Genomic DNA, 21,232 nt, shown 5'->3' with positions numbered 1-21,232 from the left:
CGACCGCGCGGCCCGGCGGGCTCGAGGACTTCGTGGTCACCGCCCCGGTGCCAGGTACCGGCGGCCGGCTATCTGCTCGAAGATCAGGTTGGTCCGGGTCTGTGCCACCGCCGGGTGGGTGGTGAGGTTGTCCACGACGAAGTCGCGCAGCGCCTCGGGGCCGGCGACGCCGACGTGGAGCAGGTAGTCGTCGGATCCGGCCATGTGGAACACCGCCAGGACACCCGGCAGGTCGGGGGCCGTGCTCCGGAAGCTCTCGTTCTGCTCGCGGGTGTGCGCCCGGAGCCGGACCGAGATCATCGCCTGCAGCGGCAGTCCGATCGCGGCGGGATCGACCTCCGCCCGGAACCCGCGGATGATCCCACGTTCCTGCAGCGCGCGCACCCGGGCCAGGCAGGTCGAGGGGGCGATGCCCACCGCCTCGGCGAGGGCGTTGTTCGGCGTCCGGGCGTTGTCGGCGAGGGCGCGGATGATCGCCCGGTCCACGTCGTCGATGGGCGCCCGGCGGGCCTGCGGATTATTCGGCACGCGCCAATGATCTCGGTGAATCCCGTCGATCCGCAAGACAACGGGCGCGTGTACCGAATTTTATTCGGAAGGTCTTCCGGCAGAGTACCGCAAAGTTCCATCCTGACCCGCGAGCGGCGAACGCCCCTCCGCCGTTCCCCGCCCCGCGGGCCGGCCGCCCAGTGACCTCGGAGTACCACGCCCATGAGCCCGACCGCCACCTTCGCCGCCGCGCCCACCGTCGACCCGGGGCCCGAGCTGGACGGTCGTGACTTCGAACTCCCGGCGAGCGGCCTGGACGACGCCGAGCGCCTGCGCGCCCTCGACACGGTGGACGAGTACCTGACGCGGAAGCGCCGGCACCTGGTCGGCTACCAGGCGACGCAGGACATGCAGGGCTGCGCGCTGGACCTGGCCCGGTTCATGCCGAACAACATCAACAACCTCGGCGACCCGTTCCAGAGCGGCGGCTACAAGCCGAACACCAAGGTCGTCGAGCGCGCGGTGCTCGACTACTACGCGGCGCTGTGGAACGCCAAGCGGCCGTACGACTGCTCCGACCCCGAGTCGTACTGGGGCTACATGCTCTCCATGGGCTCGACCGAGGGCAACATGTACGCGCTCTGGAACGCCCGGGACTACCTGAGCGGCAAGGCGCTGATCCAGCCCCCGGCACCCCCGTTCGACGCCCTGCGGTACGTCCAGGCCGCGCCCGACCGGAGCAACCCCAACGCCCACCGCCCGGTGGCGTTCTACTCCGAGGACACCCACTACTCCTTCGCCAAGGCGGTCCGGGTGCTGGGCGTCGAGACCTTCCACGCCGTCGGCCTGGAGAAGTACGCGGACGAGTGCCCCCTGGTCGACCCCGTGACGGGGACCCGCGAGTGGCCCACCGAGGTGCCCTCCCGTCCCGGCCCCTCGGGCCGGTCCTGGGACGGCACGGGCGAGATCGACGTCGAAGCCCTGGCGGTGCTGGTCGAGTTCTTCGCCGCCAACGGACACCCGATCTTCGTCAACCTCAACCTCGGCAGCACCTTCAAGGGCGCCCACGACGACGTCCGGAAGGTCTGCGAGCGCCTGCTGCCGATCTTCGAGAAGCACGGACTGATCCAGCGCGAGGTGGTCTACGGCACGGACCCGCGGACCGGTGAGCCGCTGGTCGACCTGCGCCGGGGCTTCTGGATCCACGTGGACGGCGCCCTCGGCGCCGGTTACGCGCCCTTCGTGCGGATGGCCTCCCAGGACCCGGTGGCGTACGGCTGGACCCCTGAGGTGGAGCTGCCGGAGTACGACTTCGGCCTCACCTTGCCCACCCGGGACTTCGGCGAGCTCGACATGGTCTCCTCGATCGCGATGAGCGGCCACAAGTGGCCCGGCGCGCCGTGGCCGTGCGGCATCTACATGACGAAGGTCAAGTACCAGATCTCGCCGCCGTCCCAGCCGGACTACATAGGTGCGCCGGACACCACCTTCGCCGGCTCCCGGAACGGGTTCTCCCCGCTGGTCCTCTGGGACCACCTGTCCCGGCACTCCTACCAGGACCAGGTGGACCGGATCCGCAACGCCCAGGAACTGGCCGGCTACCTGGAACGGCGGCTGAGGGCCATGGAGCGGGAGACGGGCGTCGAGCTCTGGCCGGCGCGCACCCCGGGCACCATCACGGTGCGGTTCCGCAAGCCCAGCCCCGAACTGGTGGCCAAGTGGTCGCTGTCCTCCCAGGACGTGCTGATGGTCCCGGGCGACGAGTCCACCCGCCGCAGCTACGTGCACGTGTTCCTGATGGCCTCGGTGGACCGGACGAAGCTGGACGCCCTGCTGGCGGAGCTCGCCCAGGACCCCGCCGTCCTGGGCCTGCCCACCCGGCTGCCGTGACGGCTCGTCGCGGCCGGGCCCCCGTGACGCTGCCCCTACCGGCGGGTCACCCGGCCTTGCCGGTGATGTAGTCCTCGGTGGCTTGTTGTCGCGGGGTGCTGAAGATGTGCTCGGTCGGGCCGACCTCGATCAGTCGACCGGGCTCACCCGCCCCCGTCATGGTCAGGAACGCGGTGGTGTCCGCCACCCGTGCGGCCTGCTGCAGGTTGTGGGTGACGATGACGACCGTGTAGGTCTGTTTGATGTCCTTGATCAGGTCTTCGATCGCCAGGGTGGAGCTCGGGCCCAGGGCGGAGCAGGGCTCGTCCATGAGCAGGACCTCCGGCTCCACCGCCAAGGCCCTGGCGATGCACAGGCGTTGCTGCTGACCACCCGACAGCCGCCCGCCCGGCGTGTCGAGCCGGTCCTTGACCTCCTGCCAGAGCTCCGCCCTGGTCAGGGCCTGTTCGACGAGGTCGTCGTGACCGCCCCGGCCGAGTCGCCGGCCCAGGTGCAGGCCGGCGAGGACGTTGTCGCGGACCGACATCGTGGGGAACGGGGTGGGGCGTTGGAAGACCATGCCGACCCGTTGGCGGATCTCGACCGGGTTGGGCCCGCCAGTGTAGATGTCGGTGTCGTCCAACAGCACCTTGCCGGTCACGGCGGCCCCGGGGACGGTCAGGTGGATGCCGTTCATGCAGCGCAGCAGGGTGGACTTGCCGCTGCCCGAAGGGCCGATCAGGGCGGTGACCTGGTGGGGCGTGATCCTCAGGTTCACGTCCGCCACCGCGGGACGGCCGTGGTAGGAGGCGGTGAGGCCGACCACGTCGATCCGGGCCGGACCGGTGGTTCGGGTGGGCGGAAGCGGGGTGGGCATCGCGGGCTCCTTGGCGGGGAGGTGGTCGGGGCGGCCGGTCTTCGGGCTCGGGAAACCGTGCTTCAGCGGGCGCTGCGGGCGATGCCGCGGCGCCCGAGGAGGCGCGCGGCGATGCTGACCGCCAGGACGATGACGACCAGGGTGAGCGTCCCGGCCCAGGCGCGGGCCTGGGCGGTGCGGAACCCGGTGATGGCGTTGTTGAAGATCTGCAGGGAGAGGGTGGACATCCGCTGGGTCGGGTTGGTCTCGATGAACAGGTCGTTGCCGAGGACGGTCAGCAGCAGCGGCGCGGTCTCGCCCATCGCCCGGGCGATCGCGAGCATGACGCCGGTGGTGATCCCGGAGCGCGCGGTGGGCAGCACGATGGAGACGATGGTGCGGGCCTGGCTCACGCCGAGCGCGAGGCTGGCTTCCCGCAGGTCGGCCGGCACCAGGCGCAGCACCTCGGCGGTGGCCCGGGTGACGAGCGGGAGCATGATCAGGGCCAGTGCCGCCGCCCCGGCCAGTCCCGAGAAGCCGAAGTTGACCACCCAGAGCGAGTAGACGAACGCGCCGGTGACGATGGACGGCAGCCCGATGAGCACGTCGGTGAGGAAACCCGCCACCTTGGCCAGGCGGCCGCCGTACTCGATCAGGTGGACGGCGGCCGCGATGCCGATCGGCACCGAGAGGGCGGTGGCGATGCCCACGGTGATCACGGAACCGATGATGCCGTTCACGAACCCGCCCCCGGCCTGCGAGGGATCGCCCGGCGGGGTCTGGGTCAGGAAGGTCGGCCCGAGGTACCTCAGCCCTTGATCGGCCACGTGGACCAGGATCCACAGCAGCACGGCGACCGCGACTGCCGCGGCGAGCGTCAGCAGCCCGGTCATCGCGGCATTGACGGCCAGGCGCTCCGGAACGCTGCGGCGAGCGGGAGCCGCGGGCGGAGCGGCGGGCGGAGCGGCGGTCATCTACCCGAGGTCCTCTCCCGTGCGCCGCACGACGAGTCTGCCGAGGACGTTGACGACCAGGGTGATGACCAGCAACCAGGCGGCGACCACCATCAAGGACTGGAGGTGGAAGGGCTCGGTGGCCTCGGTGAACTCGTTGGCGATCACCGAGGCCATGGTGGCCCCGGGGCCGAGCAGGCTCGCGGTGATCGAAAGGACGCTGTTGCCGATCACCATGGTGACCGCGATGGTCTCCCCCAGGGCCCGGCCCAGGCCGAGCACGGCCGCACCGGTGATGCCGGAGCGGGAGCGCGGAAGGATCGCCATCCTCACCATCTCCCACCGCGTCGCCCCGAGGGCCAGGGCGGACTCCTTGTCGATGGTGGGGACGGTGGCGAAGACCTCGCGGCAGATCGCGGTGATGATCGGCAGGATCATGATCGTCAGGACGATGCCGGCCACCAGGTAGGAGACGCCGAAGAAGGGGCCGGCGAAGACGGGCCCGATCACCGGGGCGCCGCCCAGGGTGTCCGACAGCCAGACGCCGGCCGGGCGGACGGCCGGGATCAGGGCGAAGACACCCCAGAACCCGTAGACCACCGAGGGGATCGCGGCCAACAGGTCGATCAGGCCGGCCAGCGGCCTGCGCAGCCAGCCTGGTGCCACCTCGGTCAGGTACAGCGCGACCGCGACCGCGACCGGAACCGCCAGTGCCATCGCGATCAGCGAGGTGACCACGGACCCGTAGACGAACTGCACGATGCCATACGGGTTCGGGTGCGCCGAGGAGGCGCTGGCCTCGGAGGGTGCCCACCGGTCGGAACCGAGGAAGCTGAGGGTCCCGTAGTGGCGCAGCGCGGGCCATGCCTGCCGGACCAGGAACACGGCCGTGGTGACCAGCACGAGGATCACGAAGGCCGCCGCGGCCCTGACGCCGGCCCGGAACGCGGTGTCGCCGGCGTGCCGGGCGCGCGAGCGTCGCACCGAGGTGAAGGAGTCTGCGAGGGGGGTCATCTCTCTCCCCTGGGTCGGGCGGATCCGGCGGTGGGTGGTCCGGGAACGGGCGCCCGGCGGTGGCTACCTGATGAGGGGCTGGCCATTGACGGTCAGCTGCTCCAACTGCCCGACGGCCAGCCGCTGGAGGTCCTTGCCGAGCGGCGCGTAGTTCAGGCCGGCGGTGAGGTCCTGGCCCGCGGACAGCACCCACCCGAGGAAGTTCGCCAGGGCGGCGGCCTTGGCCGGGTCCGTCTGGCTCCGGTAGAGCAGCGCGTACGTGGTGCCCGAGATCGGGTACGCGTCGGGGTCGCTGCCGTCGGTCAGGGACGTGTTGAGGTCCGCCGGGAACGTCACGCCGTTGACCGCTCTGGCGACGGTGGCGACGCAGGGCTGGATGAAGTTGCCCGCCTTGTTCCGCACCTGCCCGTACGTGCTGTTCTGGGCGAGCGCGTACTGCAGTTCCAGGAAGCCCAGCGCGCCCTCCGTCTGGTTGATCTGCCCGGACACTCCCTCGTTGCCCTTGCCACCGATGCCGGTCGGCCAGGCCACCGTCTTGCCCGTGCTCCTGCTCGGGCCACCGAGCGCGCTCACCCAGGCCGGGGACTCCTTGGTGAGGAAGTCCGTCCAGATGTCCGTGGTGCCGGAACCGTCGGAGCGGTGCACCACCGCGATCGGCTCGTCCGGCAGCTTCATCCCGGGGTTCAACGCGGTCAACGCCTGGTCGTCCCACTTCTTGATCTTCCCGGCGTAGATCCGGCCGAGCAGGTCGCCGGTGAACTTCAGCCCCGATGGCAGGCCGGAGAGATGGTAGGCCGGCACGACCGCGCCGAGCAGCAGCGGGATCTGCAGGATCGGGCCCCTGGCCCTGGCCTGGTCGGCCGGGCTCAGCCCGGTGTCGCTGACACCGAAGTCCACCGTGCCCGCCAGGATCTGGGCCACCGCGCCGCCCGATCCGATCGACTGGTAGGCGACCTGCACCCCCGAGGACTGGCTGTAGACCTTGGTCCAGTACGACATCATCGGCGCGACGAAGGTCGACCCTGCCCCGGACAGGGAGCTCGCCCCGCCGGGCAGCCGCGCGAACGGCGGCGGGTAGCCGGGCTTGGTGGTGCCTGCCTGGCCGCAGATCTGGGTCCCGAAGTCCGCGCTGGCGGCGGCGCCGGTACCGCTGGGGGAGGTGTTGCTGACGTTGTTCGTGGTGCCACAGCCGGTGGCGAGCAGCGCCGCTCCCACCACCAGGACGAGCCCGGCGAAGGCCTTGCGAGCCATGAGATCCATTCTTCCGCGGGTCGGCGCAACCGGTGCGTCGCTCCACTGGCGGAGCCAGGTACGGGGCCTGCGCGAGTGGTCCGATCAGCAACGGGAAAACCCAGACTCTCGCTTGCGGCGGCCCATATCCACGATCGGGGCCGGCTGCGGCGCGTGTCCACCCACTGGGCGGAACGCCGGGGACTCCCATGGTGGACGGACGAGCGGAGCCACCCCGCGGAAGGACGGACGCGGGTGACGATCACGCTCGGGACCCGCGCGACTCCTGCTCCGCGGGCCGGGGGCGCACCCGGGCGGCGAGGACCGCGATGTCGTCCTCCGCGCCATGGGGCACCAGGCCGTACAGGGTCTCGTCGAGCAGGTCGCCGAGGTCGCCGGCCACTGGCAGCCGCAGGTCCGCGAGCCGGGCCAGCGAGACGTCGATGTCCTCACCGCGCCTCTCCACCAGGCCGTCGGTGTAGAGGAGCAGCACCTGGCCCGGCCGGAAGCCACCAGTGACCAGCTCGTATCCGCCGACGCCGGTACCGAGGGGCGGACCGGTCGGGACCTCGACCAGTTCGGTGCCGCTGTCGGCGGTGAAGAGGGCGGGTGGGAGGTGCCCGGCGCTGGAGTACGTGCAGCGGCTGCGGGCCGGGTCCGCCAGCGCCAGCAGGCAGGTGGCCGGCCGTCCCGACTCGCTTGCGGAGATCATGGCGTCGAGCTGTCGCAGGATCCGGTGCGGCGGCAGGTCCGTCGCGGACACGTAGCGGAGCATCGAGCGGTAACTGCTCATGTCGACGGCGGCCTCGACCCCGTGGCCCATCACATCCCCCATGACCAGCAGGGTTCGTCCGAAGGCCAGGCGGACCGTCTCGAACCAGTCGCCACCGACCATGGTGCTGGTGCCGGACGGGAGATAGCGGGAGGCCAGTTCGAGGTTGGGGTGCGGGTTTCCCGGCTCGGCGAGCAGGGCCCGCTGGAGTTCCAGGGCGATCGTCTGCGAGTGGGTGTAGCGGCGGGCGTTGTCGATGCTGACCGCGGCGCGGCCGACCAGGTCCTGGATGATCACCACGTCCTCGTCGCTGAACTCCGGGCTGTTGCCGGCTCGGGCCAGTGACACGGTTCCGACGGCGTGGCCCCGGGCCGCGAGTGGGACGACGAGGGTCGAGTGGATTCCCGCGGCCCGGCAGGCCGCGAGGCGCCCCGCGTCCGGTGCCGAGCGGTCCGGCCCCGCGGACAGCAGGTTCCGCACGATCGGATGGCCGGTCTCCAGGCACCGTGCGATGGCCGGGTCCTCCCGGTACCCCACGGTGCTGTCGGTCATCCCGAGGTCCCGCGCACAGCTGCGCAGGGCCGGCACGCAGGCCAGCGCGGTCCGGCGCAGCCGCAGTGCCCTGGCTCGCGGAGGTCCGTGGCCCTCCGGCAGACCGACCGGCAGGACCTCGACGGTCGCCAGGTCCGCCAGCAGCGGGACGACGAAGTCCGCCAGCTCCGCACAGGTGGTGTCGATGTCCAGAGAGGTACCGATCCGAGTGGCGGCATCGTCGAGCAGGGCGAGGCGTACGTGGGCCTGCTCCAGGTCGTGCTGCTCCTGCCGCGAGTCGGTGACCTCCAGCACGATGCCGACGACGCCGAGCACCCGGCCGGCGACCTCCAACCGATGGTAGGCACCGTGCCACCAGCGGCTTTCCTGGGCGGAGCCGGCCTCGGTACGGCTGCTGGTCGCTTCACGGGGCCGCCCGTCACGCAGCACCTGGCGGAGGACGTCCGCACGGCTGCCGACGCCGGGCAACGTCTCGGCCACGGCCCGGCCGACGAGGTCGGCGGCCGACTGGCCGGTCATCCGGGCGAGGGCCGGGTTGACATAGCGGTAGCGCAGCTGCGGGTCGAAGATCGCAACGCCGAACGCCGTGCCTCCCAGCACGCTCCACAGCACCTCGTCGGTACTGCCCGCCAAGAGGGCGTCGACCGCTGCTTCCAGGCGGGCGTCCGCGTGGGCCCGGCCTGAGGCGCCGGCGCACGCCCGCCTACCTCCTCGTCTGCGGTACCGGAAGCGCATGGTCCAATCGTCGGCCCGCGACGGGTGATCCGCACCCATGCCGCTGCGAGGTCGCTCCGCGAAGCGGTCACCGGGCCGCACCGCGGAGGGACCTCGCAGCGGCATGGCACTCCCCCGGATCCGAGCGCTGTATCGACGACCGTCGATACAGGCGGGATTGCCAGCGGATGAGACGGCCGAGCATGGGGGCTGGGAGGCGCCCCCGTGCTCGGCATCGACGAGGGCGACGCCACCTTCGAGACCACCGCCCCGACCTGGCGCGCCTTCGACGCCGTCAAGCTGCCCGACCGCCGCCTGATCGCGCTCGCCGAAGACGCGCGGGTGCTGGGCTGGACGGCCGTCGTGCCGGTCTCCGACCGCCGCGCCCACGCCGGCGTGGTCGAGCACTCCGTCTACGTCCACCCCGACGCCCGCGGGCGCGGGGTCGGGACCGCCCTCCTCCAAGCCCTGATCTCCTCGACCGAGGCCGCCGGGATCTGGACCGTCCAGTTCGGCGTCTTCCCCGAGAACACCGCCAGCCTCGCCCTCCACCAACGGGTCGGCTTTCGCGTCGTCGGCACCCGCGAACGCGTCGGCGAACACCACGGCACCTGGCGCGACGTCGTCCTCGTCGAACGGCGCAGTCCAACCGTGTCCTGACCTCCACCGTCAACAGACCCCACCCCGCCTACGGGGAAGGCCTGCACGACGTCGGCGCCCGCTCAGGCGCTGGGCCACTCGCCGGGGTGGTCGACCCAGTGGAGTTGCTGGGCGTCGTCGGGGTCGAGGTCAGGGCGCTCCCGCCGGAGGACCTCTTCGAACTGCTGCCGGCTGGAGCAGGCAACGACGACCGGCGTGGTCCCGGGACGCTCGATGCGCACCTGTCGATCGCGATGGCCGGACACCAGGGCCGAGATTTCCACAGGGCGCGCCCTGTCGAGGGCTTCGTGGCTGGTCATGTGACCAGGTTCAGCCGGGACCGGCCATCGCGCACGTCGATCTGCCGGGCCAGCCCAGCGCCGCGTGCCCGCCTTCGCCGCCCGACGACCCGGGTCGCCCATCGGCCTCCCCCGATCCATCACACCGGATCCGTCGCGCTCACGGCCTCACGCACCGTTTCGGCACCCACCCTCGCCCACCGCTGCTCCGGGCGGGTGAAGCCTCGGCCCTCACCACCGCCCGGTCCGCGACCGCGGCCACGGACTCCACGTCACGGGAACTCCACGTCACGGGCGGGGATCACCACGCGGCGGCCCTCGGCGGCGAGTGCGAACTGTTCGTAGCGGTGCCCGTCGATCAGCTCGGCCGGGTGCACCAGGGAGACCACGCCCTCGACCAGATCCGGGCCCGGCGGCGCGGCCACCGAGGGGCCGGGCGCCGTGGCGGCGTCGGGGCGAAGTCAGTACACGACTCCCGGGTTTGAGGCGCCTGTTGGCGGTGAGACGACGGCCGAGGCCGTCAACCGGCCGCAGCGCGCTCCCCTCGCGCGGCGGCCGGCTCCCGGGACGGCCTTGGGCGACCGCTCCGGGACCGGTGGCACCACCCGGTCCCGGAGCGAGGACGCCTCTGCGATCGTCGGGGGCTGCCGGAGGACCTGGCGCCGCCCGTCCGACCTCGACCGTCCGACCGCCCGCCCGGTCGCACCGTCCCGGGAGGTGCCAGGCGAGTGGTCGCAAGCCGAAGGAGCTTCCATGAGCGACGTGTCACGGCTGCCCGGACCCCTCGAGCAGCACTGGAACTGGCAGTTGGACGCGGCCTGTCGCGGTGCGGACAGCAACCTGTTCTTCCACCCGCCCGGCGAGCGCAATCCCGCCCACGACGACCGCGACACGGCCGCGAAGGCGGTCTGCGCACGCTGCCCGGTCCGCGAGGCCTGCCTGAACCACGCGCTCAGGGCCCGCGAGCCCTACGGCGTCTGGGGCGGGCTGAGCGAGGACGAGCGGGCCGCCGTCCTGCGCTCGCGCCGGCGCGGCCACCCGGCCCGCCACCGGGTCGCGTGACCCTCAGGCGTCCGTCACATCAGTCCCCAGCCGGCCCGGTGGGGACGACCCGGGCGATGAGGAGCGCGATGTCGTCGTGGCCGTTGGGAAGACACAGAGCCGCCAGGAGTCGGTCGCACGTCACTTCAAGGGGCAGGTGGGTGTCGGCCAACAGGCCGAGGAGGGCGTCCAGGCGGTCGTCGATGGGTTGGTCACGGGTTTCGACCAGGCCGTCCGTGTAGAGGACGAGCTGGTCGCCGACCTCCAGGTCGAGGACGGTGGCCTCGAAGGGGACGCCCCCGACGCCGAGCGGCGCTCCGGTGGGCAGGTCCAGCAGCACGGGGAAACTGCCGGGGCGGACCAGGACCGGGGGCAGGTGGCCTGCGAGTGCGATGCGGCATTGCGCGCGGTGGGGATCGTAGACGGCGTAGACGCACGTGGCGATGGTCTCGTCCAGGGCGCGGACGGTGCGGTCGAGGTGGTGCAGGATCGTGGCGGGGTCGAGATCGAGGTCGGCCAGGGTCCGGGTGGCGGTGCTCAGCTGCCCCATGGCGGCGGCCGCGTTGATGCCGCTGCCCATCACGTCGCCGACGACGAGGGCGGTCTTGTCGCCGGCCAGTTTGACGGCGTCGAACCAGTCGCCGCCGGCCTCGCCGACGATTCCGGCGGGCTGGTAGCGGTAGGCGACCTCGAGACCGATCGATCGCGGCGGCGTGCGTGGGAGCAGGTGACGTTGCAGGGTCAGGGCCGCGTGGCGTTGGATCTGGTACCAGCGGGCGTTGTCGATGCACACGGCGGCGCGGGCGGCCAGCTCGCCCGCCAGGGCACAGTCGTCGTCGTTGAACGGTCGCGGGTTGAGGGTGCGTTTGAGGTCGAGCACGCCGAGGATCTCGCCACGGGCGATCAGCGGCACGGCGAGGAACGAGTGCAGGCCAGCGCGGCCCAGGAGGGCGGCGGCCTCGCCGTCCCGAGCGATCTGCGACAGGTCCTGGGTCTCGACGCGGGCCACCAGGATCGGCAGGCCGGTGGTCGCACAGCGGGTGATCAGATGGTCGACGGCGTAGGCGGCGGTCCCGCCGGGGGGGTCGACGTCGCCGGCGGGGGTGCTGGGACAAGCCCCGGCCACGGCCAGGGACCGGAAGATCGCGGGCCCGGCGCCGGAGCCCGTCGTGCTGGCGGGACGGTCGTCGAGGACCGAGTCCAGAACGTTCACCTCGGCGATGTCGGCGAGGTCGGGTATGGCGATGTCAGCCAGCTCGTCGGCGGTTCGGACGAGGTCGAGGCTGGTGCCGACGAACACGGAGGCGTGGGCGATGATGGCCAGCTGCCTCCGGGCTTCGGCGGCCTCCGTGGCCACCCGGTGCTGTTCGGTGACATCCACGACGGTGGTCGCCAGTCCGATCACCCGCCCGCCGGAGTCCTCGAGCCGGTAGTACGACGCCCTCCAGGCGTGGTCGATGCCGGGATCGGCCTGTGTCCGGCCGATGGTGAATTGGTCCACCAGGGATGTGCCACTGGCCAGGACCTGGCGCATCGCCGACTCGATGGCCTCGACGTCCAGGAACGGCAGCGCCTCGCGGACGGTTCGGCCGAGGTGCTTCTCGGCGGCCAGGCCGTTGATGCCCTCCAGCGCCGGGTTGACCAGGACGTACCGCAGGTCGGTGTCCAGCACCGCCAACCCGATCGGTGACTGGGCCACCAGCCGCACCGACAGCGCCAGGTCCCGCTCCACGCCGCGCAGCGTCGCCTCGTCGCTGGCGAGCCCGAGGGCGTACAGGCCGCCGCGATCGTCCAGCAACCGCATGTTGCGGAACTCCACCAACCGGGTGGAGCCGTCCTTGTGCCGCACGGGGAAGACCCCGGCCCAGGCACCGCCTCCGGACATGACCTCGGCAAACAGTTCGAGGACCGGTTCGACGTGCTCCTCGGCGACCAGCAGCTTCGCCGCGTACTGCCCCAGCGCCTCCTTCGCGCTCCAGCCGAACAGCTCCTCGGCCTGGGGACTCCACAGCGCGATCCGTCCCCTGTCGTCCAGCACCACCGCGGCCACGCTCAGCACGTCCAGCAGTCCACCGGGCTCGAACGAAGCGACCCCGAGCGGGCCGGACGCGGGTCGGAACGCCTCGGACGACCCCATCACCGGGCCCTCCTTCCTCTGCCCGATCGCGGTGACCGCCTCGGGCCGGATCCAGTCGCTCGCTCCGCCTCACCCTCCCCCTCAGCCGTGTTCCCATCCTCCCCCTACACCGTTTCACCGGCAGCTTCCGGCTCTCCGGTCCAGCCGGGACGATCCCCGGCCGTTGGAACGCTCCACGGTCCGCGCCCCGCTCCGCGGTGGACATCCACCCGAGCGGCCCGTCCTCGAAGGGGGGAGCATGCCGGCCGTCGGGCGTGGGTGGGGGCAGGCGGACTCCGCCACCGGACGTGCGAGCGGCCGAGGGCGGAGTCCGGGTGCGTGAACCGCGGCTCAGGTGGTGAGCAGGCGGTTGAAGAAGGACCGGTAGCGCTGGAGGGCGATCCGCAGGTCCTCGGTGACGATGTCCTCGCCGCGGTCCCACTGGCCTTCCAGGCCGTCCTTGTGCTCGGCGAAGGACGTGGCGAGCGTCCGCATCACCTCGGCGACCAGGGCGTCGGCCGAGCGGACGGCCTCCTTGGGGTCGTCGACGAACTCGGTCTGGATCTTCTGCCAACGGAGCGTCCGTCAGCAGGCCCGTGACCCGGCTCAGCTTCTCAGCGAGGTGAGGGCCTCCTCGACCAGCGCCCTCGCCCGGGTCACCGTCGCCGTCAGCGACTCGGCGGTCCCACCCGGCGCCCCCAGCAAGCCGCGGACACGTGCGCCGAAAGCCGTTGGCGCCCCCGGCAGCCGCTCGGCGACAACCAGCGCGCCCTTCTCGTTGAGGCACCAACGCCGGTTCCTGGCGAACAACGCCTGAACCAGCACGCCGAACGCCCGGGACAGACACAACGAGACGTACAGGGTGTCCGCCCGCGCCGTCCCTTTCGTCGCGGCGCTGACCAGGAACTCCGCCTCCCAGGCCGCTGCCGTCAGCGCATCCCGGAGCGGCTCCGGGTAGGTAGCGGTCCGCCGCCGAAGGTCCGTCAGCTCGCCGGTCGGGTCAGCCAGTACCTGCCCGAGTGCCACCTCGCCGGCGTAGCAGGGCGACCAGAACCCAAGCGGATGCCCCGCCTGCACCCCCACCTCGTACCGGCCTTCGGAACAGTCCGCCCACACCTGCTCGACCCGATCCAGATCGCGCAGGATCCAGTTCACCGCGGCACCGTCCACCCGCAGCCACGCGCCGCCGTTCACCCAGGGCCCCCAGCCGCCCGGCCCGGCCACGTCCACGTCCGGCCCGGCCAGCGCGCGCAACGCGGCGAGATCGAGGCTGCCGCGGTAGTAGACGCCGAGATCCCAGTCCGAATCCGGCCGGTGCTCCCCACGCGCCCGGCTGCCGCCGAGCAGCACACCGACCACGCCCGGCACCTCCGCCAAGTGGTGAGCCATGTCTTCGATGATCATCCGCATAACGGGAGTCTGGCAGCCACCCCGCCGGACCACGTCAGGGGGAGGACCGTGGCCGCGTGGGGACGGTCCCCGGCGCCGGTTCCGGGCCGGTTGCGAAAAGGGCCAGCAGGCCCGAAATCTCCCGACCGGCCTCGGCGGAGTGCCGGAAGCGGCCGCCCGGCGGGATCTCGTAGTGGTTGCGCCGTCCCGTGCGCGAGCGCACCAGATATCCGGCGGTCTCCAGATCGGCCACGATCGCCTGCACCGTCCGCTCGGTCACCTCACATGCTGTGGCGACGTCGCGCAGCCGGATGCTGGGGTCCCGGGCGATCATGAGGAGCACCCGGGCGTGGTTGGTGAGGAAGGTCCACTCCGGTCGGCTCCGGTTGTCGTCGCGGCTCATACCTCCATCATGCGCCGCACACTTCAGGCGTTCCAAGACGCGAAAAACTCTTCGCGAATCCCTTGACGTACGACGGGCGCGGGGTCACGATCGAAGAGGTCCATCCCTGCCGTACACCCGTACGAGGGAGCCTTCATGCCCTCCCCCAGACAACGCAGCGGCCCGGCCCAGGCCGCCAGGCGGACACCACCGTCCACAGGGCCGCATCCGCCCGCGCCCGGGACCACTCACCCGCTCGGGCTCCACGCCACCGCCGTGATCCCGCCGCCGCCCACCACCACGGACGGTGCCGGCGCGGTCGTCGTCCGCGGCGAGATCGACCAGGACTGCGCGGAGGAACTGCGTGCGATCCTGCTGCGCGCCCTGCACGCTCATCCGGGCGGGCTCGAACTCGACCTCACCCAGGTCACGTTCCTCGACTGCGCCGGGCTCAACACCCTCCTCCGGGTGCGGCATGAGGCCCGCGACGTCCTCGGCCGGCCGTTCACCGTCTGCGCCGCCAGCCCGCAAGCCGAACGTCTGCTCCGGCTCACCGAGACCCGGGCCCTCTTCCTCGTTCCCACCCCTCCGAACGGGCGCGCGCCCACCCGTACCCCCGGGCTGCGACGCACCGGTTGAGCCACGGCCCTCCTTGGGTCCGGAGCCCGCTGCGGTCAAGGGTCCGCTGGACCGGGGCAGGGGCGCGGCGCTCCCGAACCCTCCCGGCGCGGCGACGGTCCCGATCCCGTGTCGCCGGGGCGTCCCACGCCGTTCCCGCTGCCCGCCAGGCGGGTGTCCCGAGGTTCGGTCTCCTGGCCGTTGGATATCCCTTGCCCGTGAGCGGGTCCCGCGTCGATGACGCTCTTCCGGAGTTGGAGGCCTTCGCCCATGCCGCGCGGGCGCGAAAGCCCGACAGCGGCACCTGGTGCGAGGCGTGGACCGTCCGCGACATCGTCGCCCACCAGACGGGCACCGCCGAAGAACTGGCCCGGGTACTCGCGGCCCACATGGCCGGCACGCCCGTCGAGACGAGGGGCTTCTACCGCGAGGCCCCCTACCGGGCCATGTCCGACTCCGAGCTCTGGTCGGCCTTCCTCGCCCGCTGTGCACAGCTCGTCGAGACCGCGGCGGCCGCCGCGGGCGACCTGTCACCGGCGGCCGAGGTGATCTGGACCGGCCGGACCGTGACGCCCGCCTTCTTCGCAGAACACATGCGCGAAGAGCTGGTACTGCACCGCTGGGACCTGACCGGTGACGACAGCACGGCCGTGCGGGCACTGAACGAGTCGTGGATCACGGAGCACAGCGTGACCACTGTGGGCATTCCGCTGCTGGCCCGGGGCTTCTCCGGCCTCGAACTCGGCCCTGACGGCCGGGTGGAGGGACGACTGCGCGTCCCGGGCACCGATGACATCCTGGTCACCGCGGACGCGGTCGGCACCAGCATCGGATTCGCCACCCCCGAGGGACCGGCCACCGTGGAGAGCGACGCGGCCACCCGCCTCCTGCTTCTCTGGGGCCGACGCCCCGCGGATCCCTCGCGCTGGCACAGCGACGCCGGGCCCGAGACCCTCCGCCGCGTGCGGGCCCTTCTGAGCGGGTACTGACCGGGGCGCCGACCATCCCGGGAGAACTGGCCGGCCGTCACGCGCGGGGCAGGCCCGCGCACACCTTCCGCCGTAGCAGGGACGTCGTGCCCGGGTCGCGGTGACATCGCCGGTCGCCGCGACGCGGTGGTCCTCGACCACGGTCGTGGTCGAGGACCATCCCCGTCGCCGTTCGTCAGGCGGGGGTTTCAGCGGTGGCTGTCAGGACCGCGCGGCCGAGGGTGTGGCCGGACATCGTGAAGCCGAGGAAGGCCGGGGTGGCTTCCGCCGGGACACCGATGGACTCGACATCGAGGGCGTGCACCACGATGAAGTAGCGGTGGGGACCGTGCCCGGCCGGCGGAGCGGCGCCGATGAAGCGGGCCACGCGGGCGTCGTTGGGCAGCTGGTAGGCACCCTCGGGCAGGCCCGAGCCGGTGTCGTCACCGGCGCCCTCGGGCAGCTCGGTGACGGTGGCGGGGATGTCGGCGACCGCCCAGTGCCAGAACCCGGACCCGGTGGGGGCGTCGGGGTCGTAGACCGTGACGGCGTAGCTCTTGGTGCCTTCCGGTGCGCCGCTCCAGGACAGCTGCGGGGAGATGTCCTTGCCGCCGGGGACGCCGAAGATGCCGGAGAACTGCTCGGGCGACCAGGCGGCGCCGTCGCTGATGGTGGTGCTGGTAACGGTGAAGGAGGCCGCCTCGGGGAGGCGGGCGAAGGGGTCGTTGGCGCTCGTCACGTCGTTCCTTTCAAGGCCGTGCTGTGGGGTGGCGGTGATGCGGCGGACGGAGGGCCCGCGGCGCCGCCTTCGTCCGGCAAGGTCGACCCTAACACCAATAATCGATTATTTACCGGATCGTCTATGATGGGGGCATGGCCCGGACGACCCACACCTCGACCTCGTCGGGGAAGCAGATGCTCTCCGAGCAGGTCTACGCACACCTGCGGGAGGCGATCATGCGCGGGGACTTCGCACCCGGTGACGCCCTCAAACCGCAGGACCTCGCCGTGGCGCAGGGCGTGAGCCTGGCCGTCGTGCGCGAGGCGCTCGTGCGCGTGGTCGGCGAGGGCCTCGCCGACCGGCTGCCCAACCGTGGCTTCGCCGTCCCGGCCTTCTCCGACCGCCGCTGGCAGGAGATCGCGGAGGCCCGCCGGACCATCGAACCGGTCGTGCTGCGGATGTCCGTCGAGCGCGGCGACCTCGACTGGGAGGCGCGCGTCCGGGCCGCCCATCACCGTCTGACCCGCACCCCGGCGTACGTGCCGGAGGAGGGCGAGTACTACTGCGCCGCCTGGTCCGAAGCCCACCGGGCCTTCCACCGCACCCTCCTGGAGGGATGCGGCAACCCCGTCCTGCTGGAGACCTTCGACCGGATGTGGACCGCGAGCGAGCTGGCTCGCCGCTGGTCGGCGCACGGCAATCCCCACCGGGACGGCGTTGGCGAGCACCGCCGGCTGGAGGAGGCGGCGCTGGCCCGCGACGCCGACACCGCGGCCGAAGTACTGGCCCAGCACCTCACCCTGACCGTGGCCGGACTGACCGGCCGCACCCACCACGAACCCGCGGAGGAAGCCTGATGCGCCTCGCCAACCCGACCGAACGACCACGCCTGACCACCGACACCGGAGCCACGGCATGACTTCCCTCGAGGCGAGCACAGGCCGCCACTGCCACAACGTCGTCAATCCCCTGCACTCGTCCGTGTACTTCGCGCCGGAGCTGGAGGACGAACTCGCGGCGCTCGGGCTGGAGCGCGGAGCCATGGCCTACTTCGCGGGCCGCGCGGCCCCGCTCGGGGCAGTCGGCGCGGGCACCGTCACGGCGACGTTCTACAACTTCAACCACGCGCGTGTCGCGCGGTACATCCCCGCGGCGTGGGCCATCAGCACACCGGAGGCGGTGCTCACGGCCCGGCTGCGCGGCGCGCACGGCACGCTGCGGCGGCTGCTCGGGGAGGAGGCCCTCGCGTCGAAGGAGATGGCCGAGGCGGCCGGGCTGGCCCTGCGCGCCACGGAAGCGTGCCGCCGAGAGGCGCGGCCGCTGTACGCCGCCAACGCCGACCTCCCCGTACCGGAGGAACCGCACCTGGCCCTGTGGCACGCCGCGACGCTGCTGCGCGAGCACCGGGGTGACGGTCACCTCGCCGCCCTGGCGGTCGCCGGCCTGTCCGGGATCGAGGCGCTGGTCCTGCACAACGCCACCGGCAAGGCACCGACGTCCGCGCTGTTCATGCGGACCCGCGGCTGGTCCGCGGAGCAGTGGGCCGCCGCCCGGGAGCAGTTGCGCGAGCGCGGCCTGCTGGACGGGGCGGGGGATCTCACGGAGTCGGGCGCGGCCCTGCGCGACGAGACCGAGGTGCTCACCGACCGCCTCGACGCCGCCCCGTACGACCACCTCGGCCCGGCCGCCACCAAGCGCCTCACCGAGCTGGCCGGCGGCTTCACCAGAACCCTCAGGGCGGCGGGCGCCTTCCCCGCGGTGCACTTCGGCAAGGGCTGAGCGCCGGGCCCACCGGAGCGTCCTTCGCACCGTCGGGTACTCGGCGGGCAGCTCAACGAGTGCCACGCCGCACCGCCCGCGCCTCGCCCCCACCGCCAGAAGCCCCCGGACCAGCGGCCTGATCAGAGTTCTGACACCCGCCTGGTGGGCTGATGTCGGGCTTGGACGGCGGACCGGCGCCGGCGCCCGCGGACCGGGGCGGGCGGCCCGCCGGCTCCGGTCCGCGGGCGGTGTCGGCCAGCAGGCGGACCAGCTCGGCGGGGAGGTACAGCTGCCGGGCGATCCATCGCGTGTCGTATCCCTGGATCACGAAGACCCACGCGGTGTAGAGGGCGTTGAGGCTGGGAGCCTGCGGGCCGTGCAGCAGCGGGCGGACCGCCTCCACGGGGAAGCCCTCCAGGGTGCGGGCGGTGAACCAGGGCCCGTCCGTCACCCGTTCCGCTGCCCGCTCGGCTCGCGGCACTGGTTGCCGAGGGCTTCGGAGCCGGTGCCGGATCAGTCCGAGCACGCCGAGGACCGAGGCGGCCGCGCCGACCAGCGCACCGCCGACCACCGGCCGTTCCCGCGCCGGAACCGCGCTCAGCACGGCCAGCTCCAGCACTGCCGCCGCGACGGCGACGACCGCAGCCGCACCCTCGCGGGTCCGCGGGCGCGGCACCGCCCTCAGCCGGGCCATGTCCTCCCCTTTCCCTTCGTGCCTGCCCGGGTGCCAAGTGGCGGCACGGGGCCGTGGCGAGAGCGTCAGTCGTGCGGCTGGGCGGCGGCCTCGGTGATGCGGCGCGCGGCGGACAGCGGCAGGTCGGCGTAGCGGGCGAGCCAGCTGGCGCGGTGGCCCTGACGGGCGAGGAGGTACGCGAGGTGTACCCGGGGGTCGTACGCGGAGGCCGGGGTGTTCTCCGTGCCGGACCGGGGGGGCAGGTGCCGGGGTCGTCCAGCCGGTAGGCCCGTTCCAGACCGTCGTGCAGGGCCAGGGTGACGCGCGGACAGGTGTGTGCCGGCTGGCGTGCGGCGCGTGTCCGGTGCGACAGTTCTTGACGCATCGTCAGATTCACGGCTGGGTATGCCCTTCCTTCCTCGGTTGAGGTGGTGAGGGTTTCCGGTCGGGGTGCGGCAGCCGTCTGCCCCCGCGTGCGCACGCCGCGGCGGACCGCGATGGCATCAGGCCATCCGGACACGTCAGGGGTGTGGACGGGGAAGGCGGCTACCGCGAGCCCGCGGAAAGCGGGGAGAGATGCGGGAGGGGGCGATGACGGCCCGGCGTACTGCAACTCGCATCCATGCCTCTCGCCTCCTCGCGGTCGGGGCACACGGAGGTGGGCGCCGTAGCGACACGGCAAGGAGCGGACCGGCTCCCCTGCGACCGGTTCACCCCAACTCGTCAGAGCTTTGGCACTTCACGGCGTGATCCAACTCCAAAGGAGCGGAAGCCACTTGGGATCAACCCTTAATTCGGGAAGACCTGTCCTGAACCTGGGCGTCTCTCGACGTCGTGGGGTCAGTGGCCTGTGTCCGTGAAGACGCCTCACCGAACGAGGTGCCTTTCAAAACCCCGACAAGACTAGACCCTCTCCGGTCCCACGCTTGCCGTCTTTGCTGAATCTTGACGCCGGCGGTCGCGCCGCGCGATGCGGCACGGAGCTCCAGCACGATGCGAAAGTGGCTGCTGGGAAGGGTGATTGCCGGCGAATGGCAGTGCCCGTCGCAGCTGTCCCCCCGCTGCGAGGGCGGCGTGAAGGTCCGGCTTGACAGTGTGTGAACAGCGTGCGCCATACTGTGCGATGCGACACCTCGTTCGGTGAGGCGTCTGCACGGATACAGGCCACTGACCCCACGACGTCGCGAGACGCCCAGGATCAGGACAGGTCTCCTCGGATCAAGGGGTGCCCCCAAGTGGCTTCCCGCCCATGGAGGGTGGGGATACGCCGTGCAGTGCCGAAACTCTTACGTGAGGGGTGCCGTCCAGGGGGTAGCGCCGGCCGGGCTCGGTTTCGTGCTGCCCTGGACGGGTGGCGGCTTCGCCGCCCGTGTGGAGAGCGCACCGTGCGCGGTTTCAGGAGGAGGTGGTCGGGATGGAACCTGGCAGTAGTCCCAGCGCCCGATCCGCTTCCGCACAGGATGTCCCGCACATCTGAGCGGTAGCCGTCCGATAGGTCCAACTACCTCACTGCTCAGCCCGGTTCGACGTCCAGCGGCAGGATGCCCGACTGCTCTTCTGGCCGGTCCGGCCTGCCCGGACGTCCCCTCGTCCGTGCCGTTCCGCTCCGCGGTCGTCGTGGGTGCGGTCCGCGCTGCCCGCTCTCCCCCGTCGGTCCTCGTGGCCGCTGTCCGACGCACCCGAAGCCGGGCGTGTCCCCGTCCGTCGAAGTCCGCTGCCGCCCGGTCCCCGTCGTACGAAGCGCCGTCGATGTCGTACGCCAGCGGCACCGGTACCGCCTCGGGCACCGTGACATCCGCGTGCGCCGCGACGGTGGCGCCACCCTCCAGGCCGACCACGGCCGCCGACACCACCGCCAACGACGACAGGAATCTCCGACGGCTCACCCGGGCCACCTCCCCGCTCAGTTGTCCGGTCACGACGCCTCTCCCGGTCCGGCTCCGGCGGTCGGACCCGCCACTGCTCCGATGCTCCGAGCCAAGATGCCAGCCCGCGGTGCTGGTCACCGCCCTGGACATGGCCGATCCGATTAAGTAGGCCGATCCGACCTATGACCGATCGTTGACCGTCCGTCAGCCGTCGTGCGGACGTCCCCGGGGCACCGGGGCCGGGTTGCCAGGCCCCCGCGGGTACTCGACCTCGACCGACCGGCTACCACCGTGCACGCCGATATCAG

Annotated in this window: 21 protein-coding genes and 2 riboswitches; of the genes, 7 read left to right on the top strand and 14 right to left on the bottom strand. The window is 72.1% G+C overall.

From position 1 onward, the window contains the following. Positions 1–36: 36 nt before the first annotated feature. Entirely contained in the window at positions 37–528 is a 492-nt protein-coding gene (locus ACZ38L_RS09625; protein ID WP_396561055.1) for an Lrp/AsnC family transcriptional regulator, read from the bottom strand. A gap of 183 nt (positions 529–711) precedes the next feature. Between ACZ38L_RS09625 and ACZ38L_RS09620 the strand changes: the two genes are divergently transcribed. Next, entirely contained in the window at positions 712–2,379 is a 1,668-nt protein-coding gene (locus tag ACZ38L_RS09620) for a PLP-dependent aminotransferase family protein (protein WP_465690976.1), read from the top strand. A gap of 46 nt (positions 2,380–2,425) precedes the next feature. Here the strand turns inward: ACZ38L_RS09620 and ACZ38L_RS09615 are convergent, their stop codons facing one another. The 5 genes from ACZ38L_RS09615 to ACZ38L_RS09595 all read right to left on the bottom strand — a co-directional run bounded on the left by ACZ38L_RS09615 (position 2,426) and on the right by ACZ38L_RS09595 (position 8,368). Further along, complete coding sequence (locus ACZ38L_RS09615) at positions 2,426–3,235, bottom strand: phosphate ABC transporter ATP-binding protein (RefSeq protein ID WP_465690974.1); 810 nt, start codon at positions 3,233–3,235, stop codon at positions 2,426–2,428. A gap of 62 nt (positions 3,236–3,297) precedes the next feature. After that, positions 3,298–4,188 (bottom strand): phosphate ABC transporter permease PstA, encoded by an 891-nt coding sequence (gene pstA, locus ACZ38L_RS09610; RefSeq protein WP_465690972.1) that lies wholly within the window; start codon positions 4,186–4,188, stop codon positions 3,298–3,300. Beyond that, positions 4,189–5,181: a phosphate ABC transporter permease subunit PstC gene (gene pstC / locus ACZ38L_RS09605; RefSeq protein ID WP_465690970.1), complete on the bottom strand. Its 993-nt coding sequence runs from the start codon at positions 5,179–5,181 to the stop codon at positions 4,189–4,191. Between the two features lie 63 nt (positions 5,182–5,244). After that, the gene (gene pstS / locus ACZ38L_RS09600) at positions 5,245–6,432 is read right to left on the bottom strand and encodes a phosphate ABC transporter substrate-binding protein PstS (protein WP_465690968.1); all 1,188 of its coding nucleotides are present in this window, start codon (positions 6,430–6,432) and stop codon (positions 5,245–5,247) included. A gap of 241 nt (positions 6,433–6,673) precedes the next feature. Beyond that, the gene (locus ACZ38L_RS09595; RefSeq protein WP_465690966.1) at positions 6,674–8,368 is read right to left on the bottom strand and encodes a PP2C family protein-serine/threonine phosphatase; all 1,695 of its coding nucleotides are present in this window, start codon (positions 8,366–8,368) and stop codon (positions 6,674–6,676) included. 306 nt (positions 8,369–8,674) lie between these two features. On the opposite strand from ACZ38L_RS09595, the gene ACZ38L_RS09590 reads away from it, so the two are divergent. Further along, positions 8,675–9,109, top strand: coding sequence for a GNAT family N-acetyltransferase (locus ACZ38L_RS09590; RefSeq protein WP_465690964.1), 435 nt, complete (start codon positions 8,675–8,677; stop codon positions 9,107–9,109). 62 nt (positions 9,110–9,171) lie between these two features. Here ACZ38L_RS09590 and ACZ38L_RS09585 read toward each other — a convergent pair whose 3' ends face one another. Beyond that, on the bottom strand, positions 9,172–9,408 hold the full coding sequence (locus tag ACZ38L_RS09585) for a hypothetical protein (protein WP_465690962.1): 237 nt from the start codon (positions 9,406–9,408) through the stop codon (positions 9,172–9,174). Positions 9,409–9,659: 251 nt separating this feature from the next. After that, entirely contained in the window at positions 9,660–9,812 is a 153-nt protein-coding gene (locus ACZ38L_RS09580) for a hypothetical protein (protein WP_465690960.1), read from the bottom strand. Positions 9,813–10,140: 328 nt separating this feature from the next. On the opposite strand from ACZ38L_RS09580, the gene ACZ38L_RS09575 reads away from it, so the two are divergent. Continuing rightward, complete coding sequence (locus ACZ38L_RS09575) at positions 10,141–10,449, top strand: WhiB family transcriptional regulator (RefSeq protein WP_465690958.1); 309 nt, start codon at positions 10,141–10,143, stop codon at positions 10,447–10,449. Positions 10,450–10,468: 19 nt separating this feature from the next. Here ACZ38L_RS09575 and ACZ38L_RS09570 read toward each other — a convergent pair whose 3' ends face one another. The 4 genes from ACZ38L_RS09570 to ACZ38L_RS09555 all read right to left on the bottom strand — a co-directional run bounded on the left by ACZ38L_RS09570 (position 10,469) and on the right by ACZ38L_RS09555 (position 14,336). Beyond that, on the bottom strand, positions 10,469–12,565 hold the full coding sequence (locus tag ACZ38L_RS09570; protein WP_465691059.1) for a SpoIIE family protein phosphatase: 2,097 nt from the start codon (positions 12,563–12,565) through the stop codon (positions 10,469–10,471). A 330-nt stretch (positions 12,566–12,895) separates the two neighbouring features. After that, the gene (locus tag ACZ38L_RS09565; protein WP_465690956.1) at positions 12,896–13,039 is read right to left on the bottom strand and encodes a hypothetical protein; all 144 of its coding nucleotides are present in this window, start codon (positions 13,037–13,039) and stop codon (positions 12,896–12,898) included. 111 nt (positions 13,040–13,150) lie between these two features. After that, entirely contained in the window at positions 13,151–13,933 is a 783-nt protein-coding gene (locus tag ACZ38L_RS09560; protein WP_465690954.1) for a DUF4037 domain-containing protein, read from the bottom strand. Between the two features lie 55 nt (positions 13,934–13,988). Beyond that, positions 13,989–14,336: a helix-turn-helix transcriptional regulator gene (locus tag ACZ38L_RS09555; RefSeq protein WP_465690952.1), complete on the bottom strand. Its 348-nt coding sequence runs from the start codon at positions 14,334–14,336 to the stop codon at positions 13,989–13,991. Positions 14,337–14,471: 135 nt separating this feature from the next. On the opposite strand from ACZ38L_RS09555, the gene ACZ38L_RS09550 reads away from it, so the two are divergent. Together ACZ38L_RS09550 and ACZ38L_RS09545 are read left to right on the top strand one after the other, a co-directional pair. Next, a complete protein-coding gene (locus tag ACZ38L_RS09550) occupies positions 14,472–14,954 on the top strand; it encodes an STAS domain-containing protein (RefSeq protein WP_465690950.1) in 483 nt (160 codons plus the stop codon). Positions 14,955–15,151: 197 nt separating this feature from the next. Then, on the top strand, positions 15,152–15,922 hold the full coding sequence (locus ACZ38L_RS09545; RefSeq protein ID WP_465690948.1) for a maleylpyruvate isomerase N-terminal domain-containing protein: 771 nt from the start codon (positions 15,152–15,154) through the stop codon (positions 15,920–15,922). Between the two features lie 175 nt (positions 15,923–16,097). Here the strand turns inward: ACZ38L_RS09545 and ACZ38L_RS09540 are convergent, their stop codons facing one another. Beyond that, positions 16,098–16,640: a YbhB/YbcL family Raf kinase inhibitor-like protein gene (locus tag ACZ38L_RS09540; RefSeq protein WP_465690946.1), complete on the bottom strand. Its 543-nt coding sequence runs from the start codon at positions 16,638–16,640 to the stop codon at positions 16,098–16,100. Between the two features lie 134 nt (positions 16,641–16,774). Between ACZ38L_RS09540 and ACZ38L_RS09535 the strand changes: the two genes are divergently transcribed. Together ACZ38L_RS09535 and ACZ38L_RS09530 are read left to right on the top strand one after the other, a co-directional pair. Next, positions 16,775–17,479, top strand: coding sequence for a GntR family transcriptional regulator (locus ACZ38L_RS09535; RefSeq protein WP_465690944.1), 705 nt, complete (start codon positions 16,775–16,777; stop codon positions 17,477–17,479). Positions 17,480–17,537: 58 nt separating this feature from the next. Then, the gene (locus ACZ38L_RS09530; protein WP_465690942.1) at positions 17,538–18,401 is read left to right on the top strand and encodes an SCO6745 family protein; all 864 of its coding nucleotides are present in this window, start codon (positions 17,538–17,540) and stop codon (positions 18,399–18,401) included. A gap of 52 nt (positions 18,402–18,453) precedes the next feature. On the opposite strand, the gene ACZ38L_RS09525 is transcribed toward ACZ38L_RS09530, so the two are convergent. Further along, positions 18,454–19,077 carry a hypothetical protein gene (locus ACZ38L_RS09525; protein ID WP_465690940.1) on the bottom strand — a complete coding sequence of 208 codons (624 nt, stop codon included), beginning with the start codon at positions 19,075–19,077 and terminating at the stop codon, positions 18,454–18,456. Between the two features lie 686 nt (positions 19,078–19,763). Next, positions 19,764–19,942, bottom strand: a riboswitch (M-box (ykoK) riboswitch). Between the two features lie 239 nt (positions 19,943–20,181). Next, positions 20,182–20,360: riboswitch (M-box (ykoK) riboswitch) on the top strand. The last annotated feature ends 872 nt before the right edge of the window (positions 20,361–21,232 follow it).

The sequence above is a fragment of the Kitasatospora sp. NPDC024654 genome, assembly GCF_055559155.1.
Note: the sequence above shows the minus strand (reverse complement) of the source record. Positions and strands in the feature narration are given on the sequence as shown.

What these genes read in the sequence shown, in the direction of transcription:
- ACZ38L_RS09585 (WP_465690962.1), bottom strand. Translation starts at nt 9,408, where the DNA reads ATGACCAGCCACGAAGCCCTCGACAGGGCGCGCCCTGTGGAAATCTCG.
- ACZ38L_RS09530 (WP_465690942.1), top strand. Translation starts at nt 17,538, where the DNA reads ATGACTTCCCTCGAGGCGAGCACAGGCCGCCACTGCCACAACGTCGTC.
- ACZ38L_RS09565 (WP_465690956.1), bottom strand. Translation starts at nt 13,039, where the DNA reads ATGCGGACGCTCGCCACGTCCTTCGCCGAGCACAAGGACGGCCTGGAA.
- ACZ38L_RS09615 (WP_465690974.1), bottom strand. Translation starts at nt 3,235, where the DNA reads ATGCCCACCCCGCTTCCGCCCACCCGAACCACCGGTCCGGCCCGGATC.
- ACZ38L_RS09550 (WP_465690950.1), top strand. Translation starts at nt 14,472, where the DNA reads ATGCCCTCCCCCAGACAACGCAGCGGCCCGGCCCAGGCCGCCAGGCGG.
- ACZ38L_RS09535 (WP_465690944.1), top strand. Translation starts at nt 16,775, where the DNA reads ATGGCCCGGACGACCCACACCTCGACCTCGTCGGGGAAGCAGATGCTC.
- pstS (WP_465690968.1), bottom strand. Translation starts at nt 6,432, where the DNA reads ATGGCTCGCAAGGCCTTCGCCGGGCTCGTCCTGGTGGTGGGAGCGGCG.
- ACZ38L_RS09555 (WP_465690952.1), bottom strand. Translation starts at nt 14,336, where the DNA reads ATGAGCCGCGACGACAACCGGAGCCGACCGGAGTGGACCTTCCTCACC.
- ACZ38L_RS09575 (WP_465690958.1), top strand. Translation starts at nt 10,141, where the DNA reads ATGAGCGACGTGTCACGGCTGCCCGGACCCCTCGAGCAGCACTGGAAC.
- ACZ38L_RS09570 (WP_465691059.1), bottom strand. Translation starts at nt 12,565, where the DNA reads ATGGGGTCGTCCGAGGCGTTCCGACCCGCGTCCGGCCCGCTCGGGGTC.
- ACZ38L_RS09620 (WP_465690976.1), top strand. Translation starts at nt 712, where the DNA reads ATGAGCCCGACCGCCACCTTCGCCGCCGCGCCCACCGTCGACCCGGGG.
- ACZ38L_RS09560 (WP_465690954.1), bottom strand. Translation starts at nt 13,933, where the DNA reads ATGGCTCACCACTTGGCGGAGGTGCCGGGCGTGGTCGGTGTGCTGCTC.
- pstA (WP_465690972.1), bottom strand. Translation starts at nt 4,188, where the DNA reads ATGACCGCCGCTCCGCCCGCCGCTCCGCCCGCGGCTCCCGCTCGCCGC.
- ACZ38L_RS09525 (WP_465690940.1), bottom strand. Translation starts at nt 19,077, where the DNA reads ATGGCCCGGCTGAGGGCGGTGCCGCGCCCGCGGACCCGCGAGGGTGCG.
- pstC (WP_465690970.1), bottom strand. Translation starts at nt 5,181, where the DNA reads ATGACCCCCCTCGCAGACTCCTTCACCTCGGTGCGACGCTCGCGCGCC.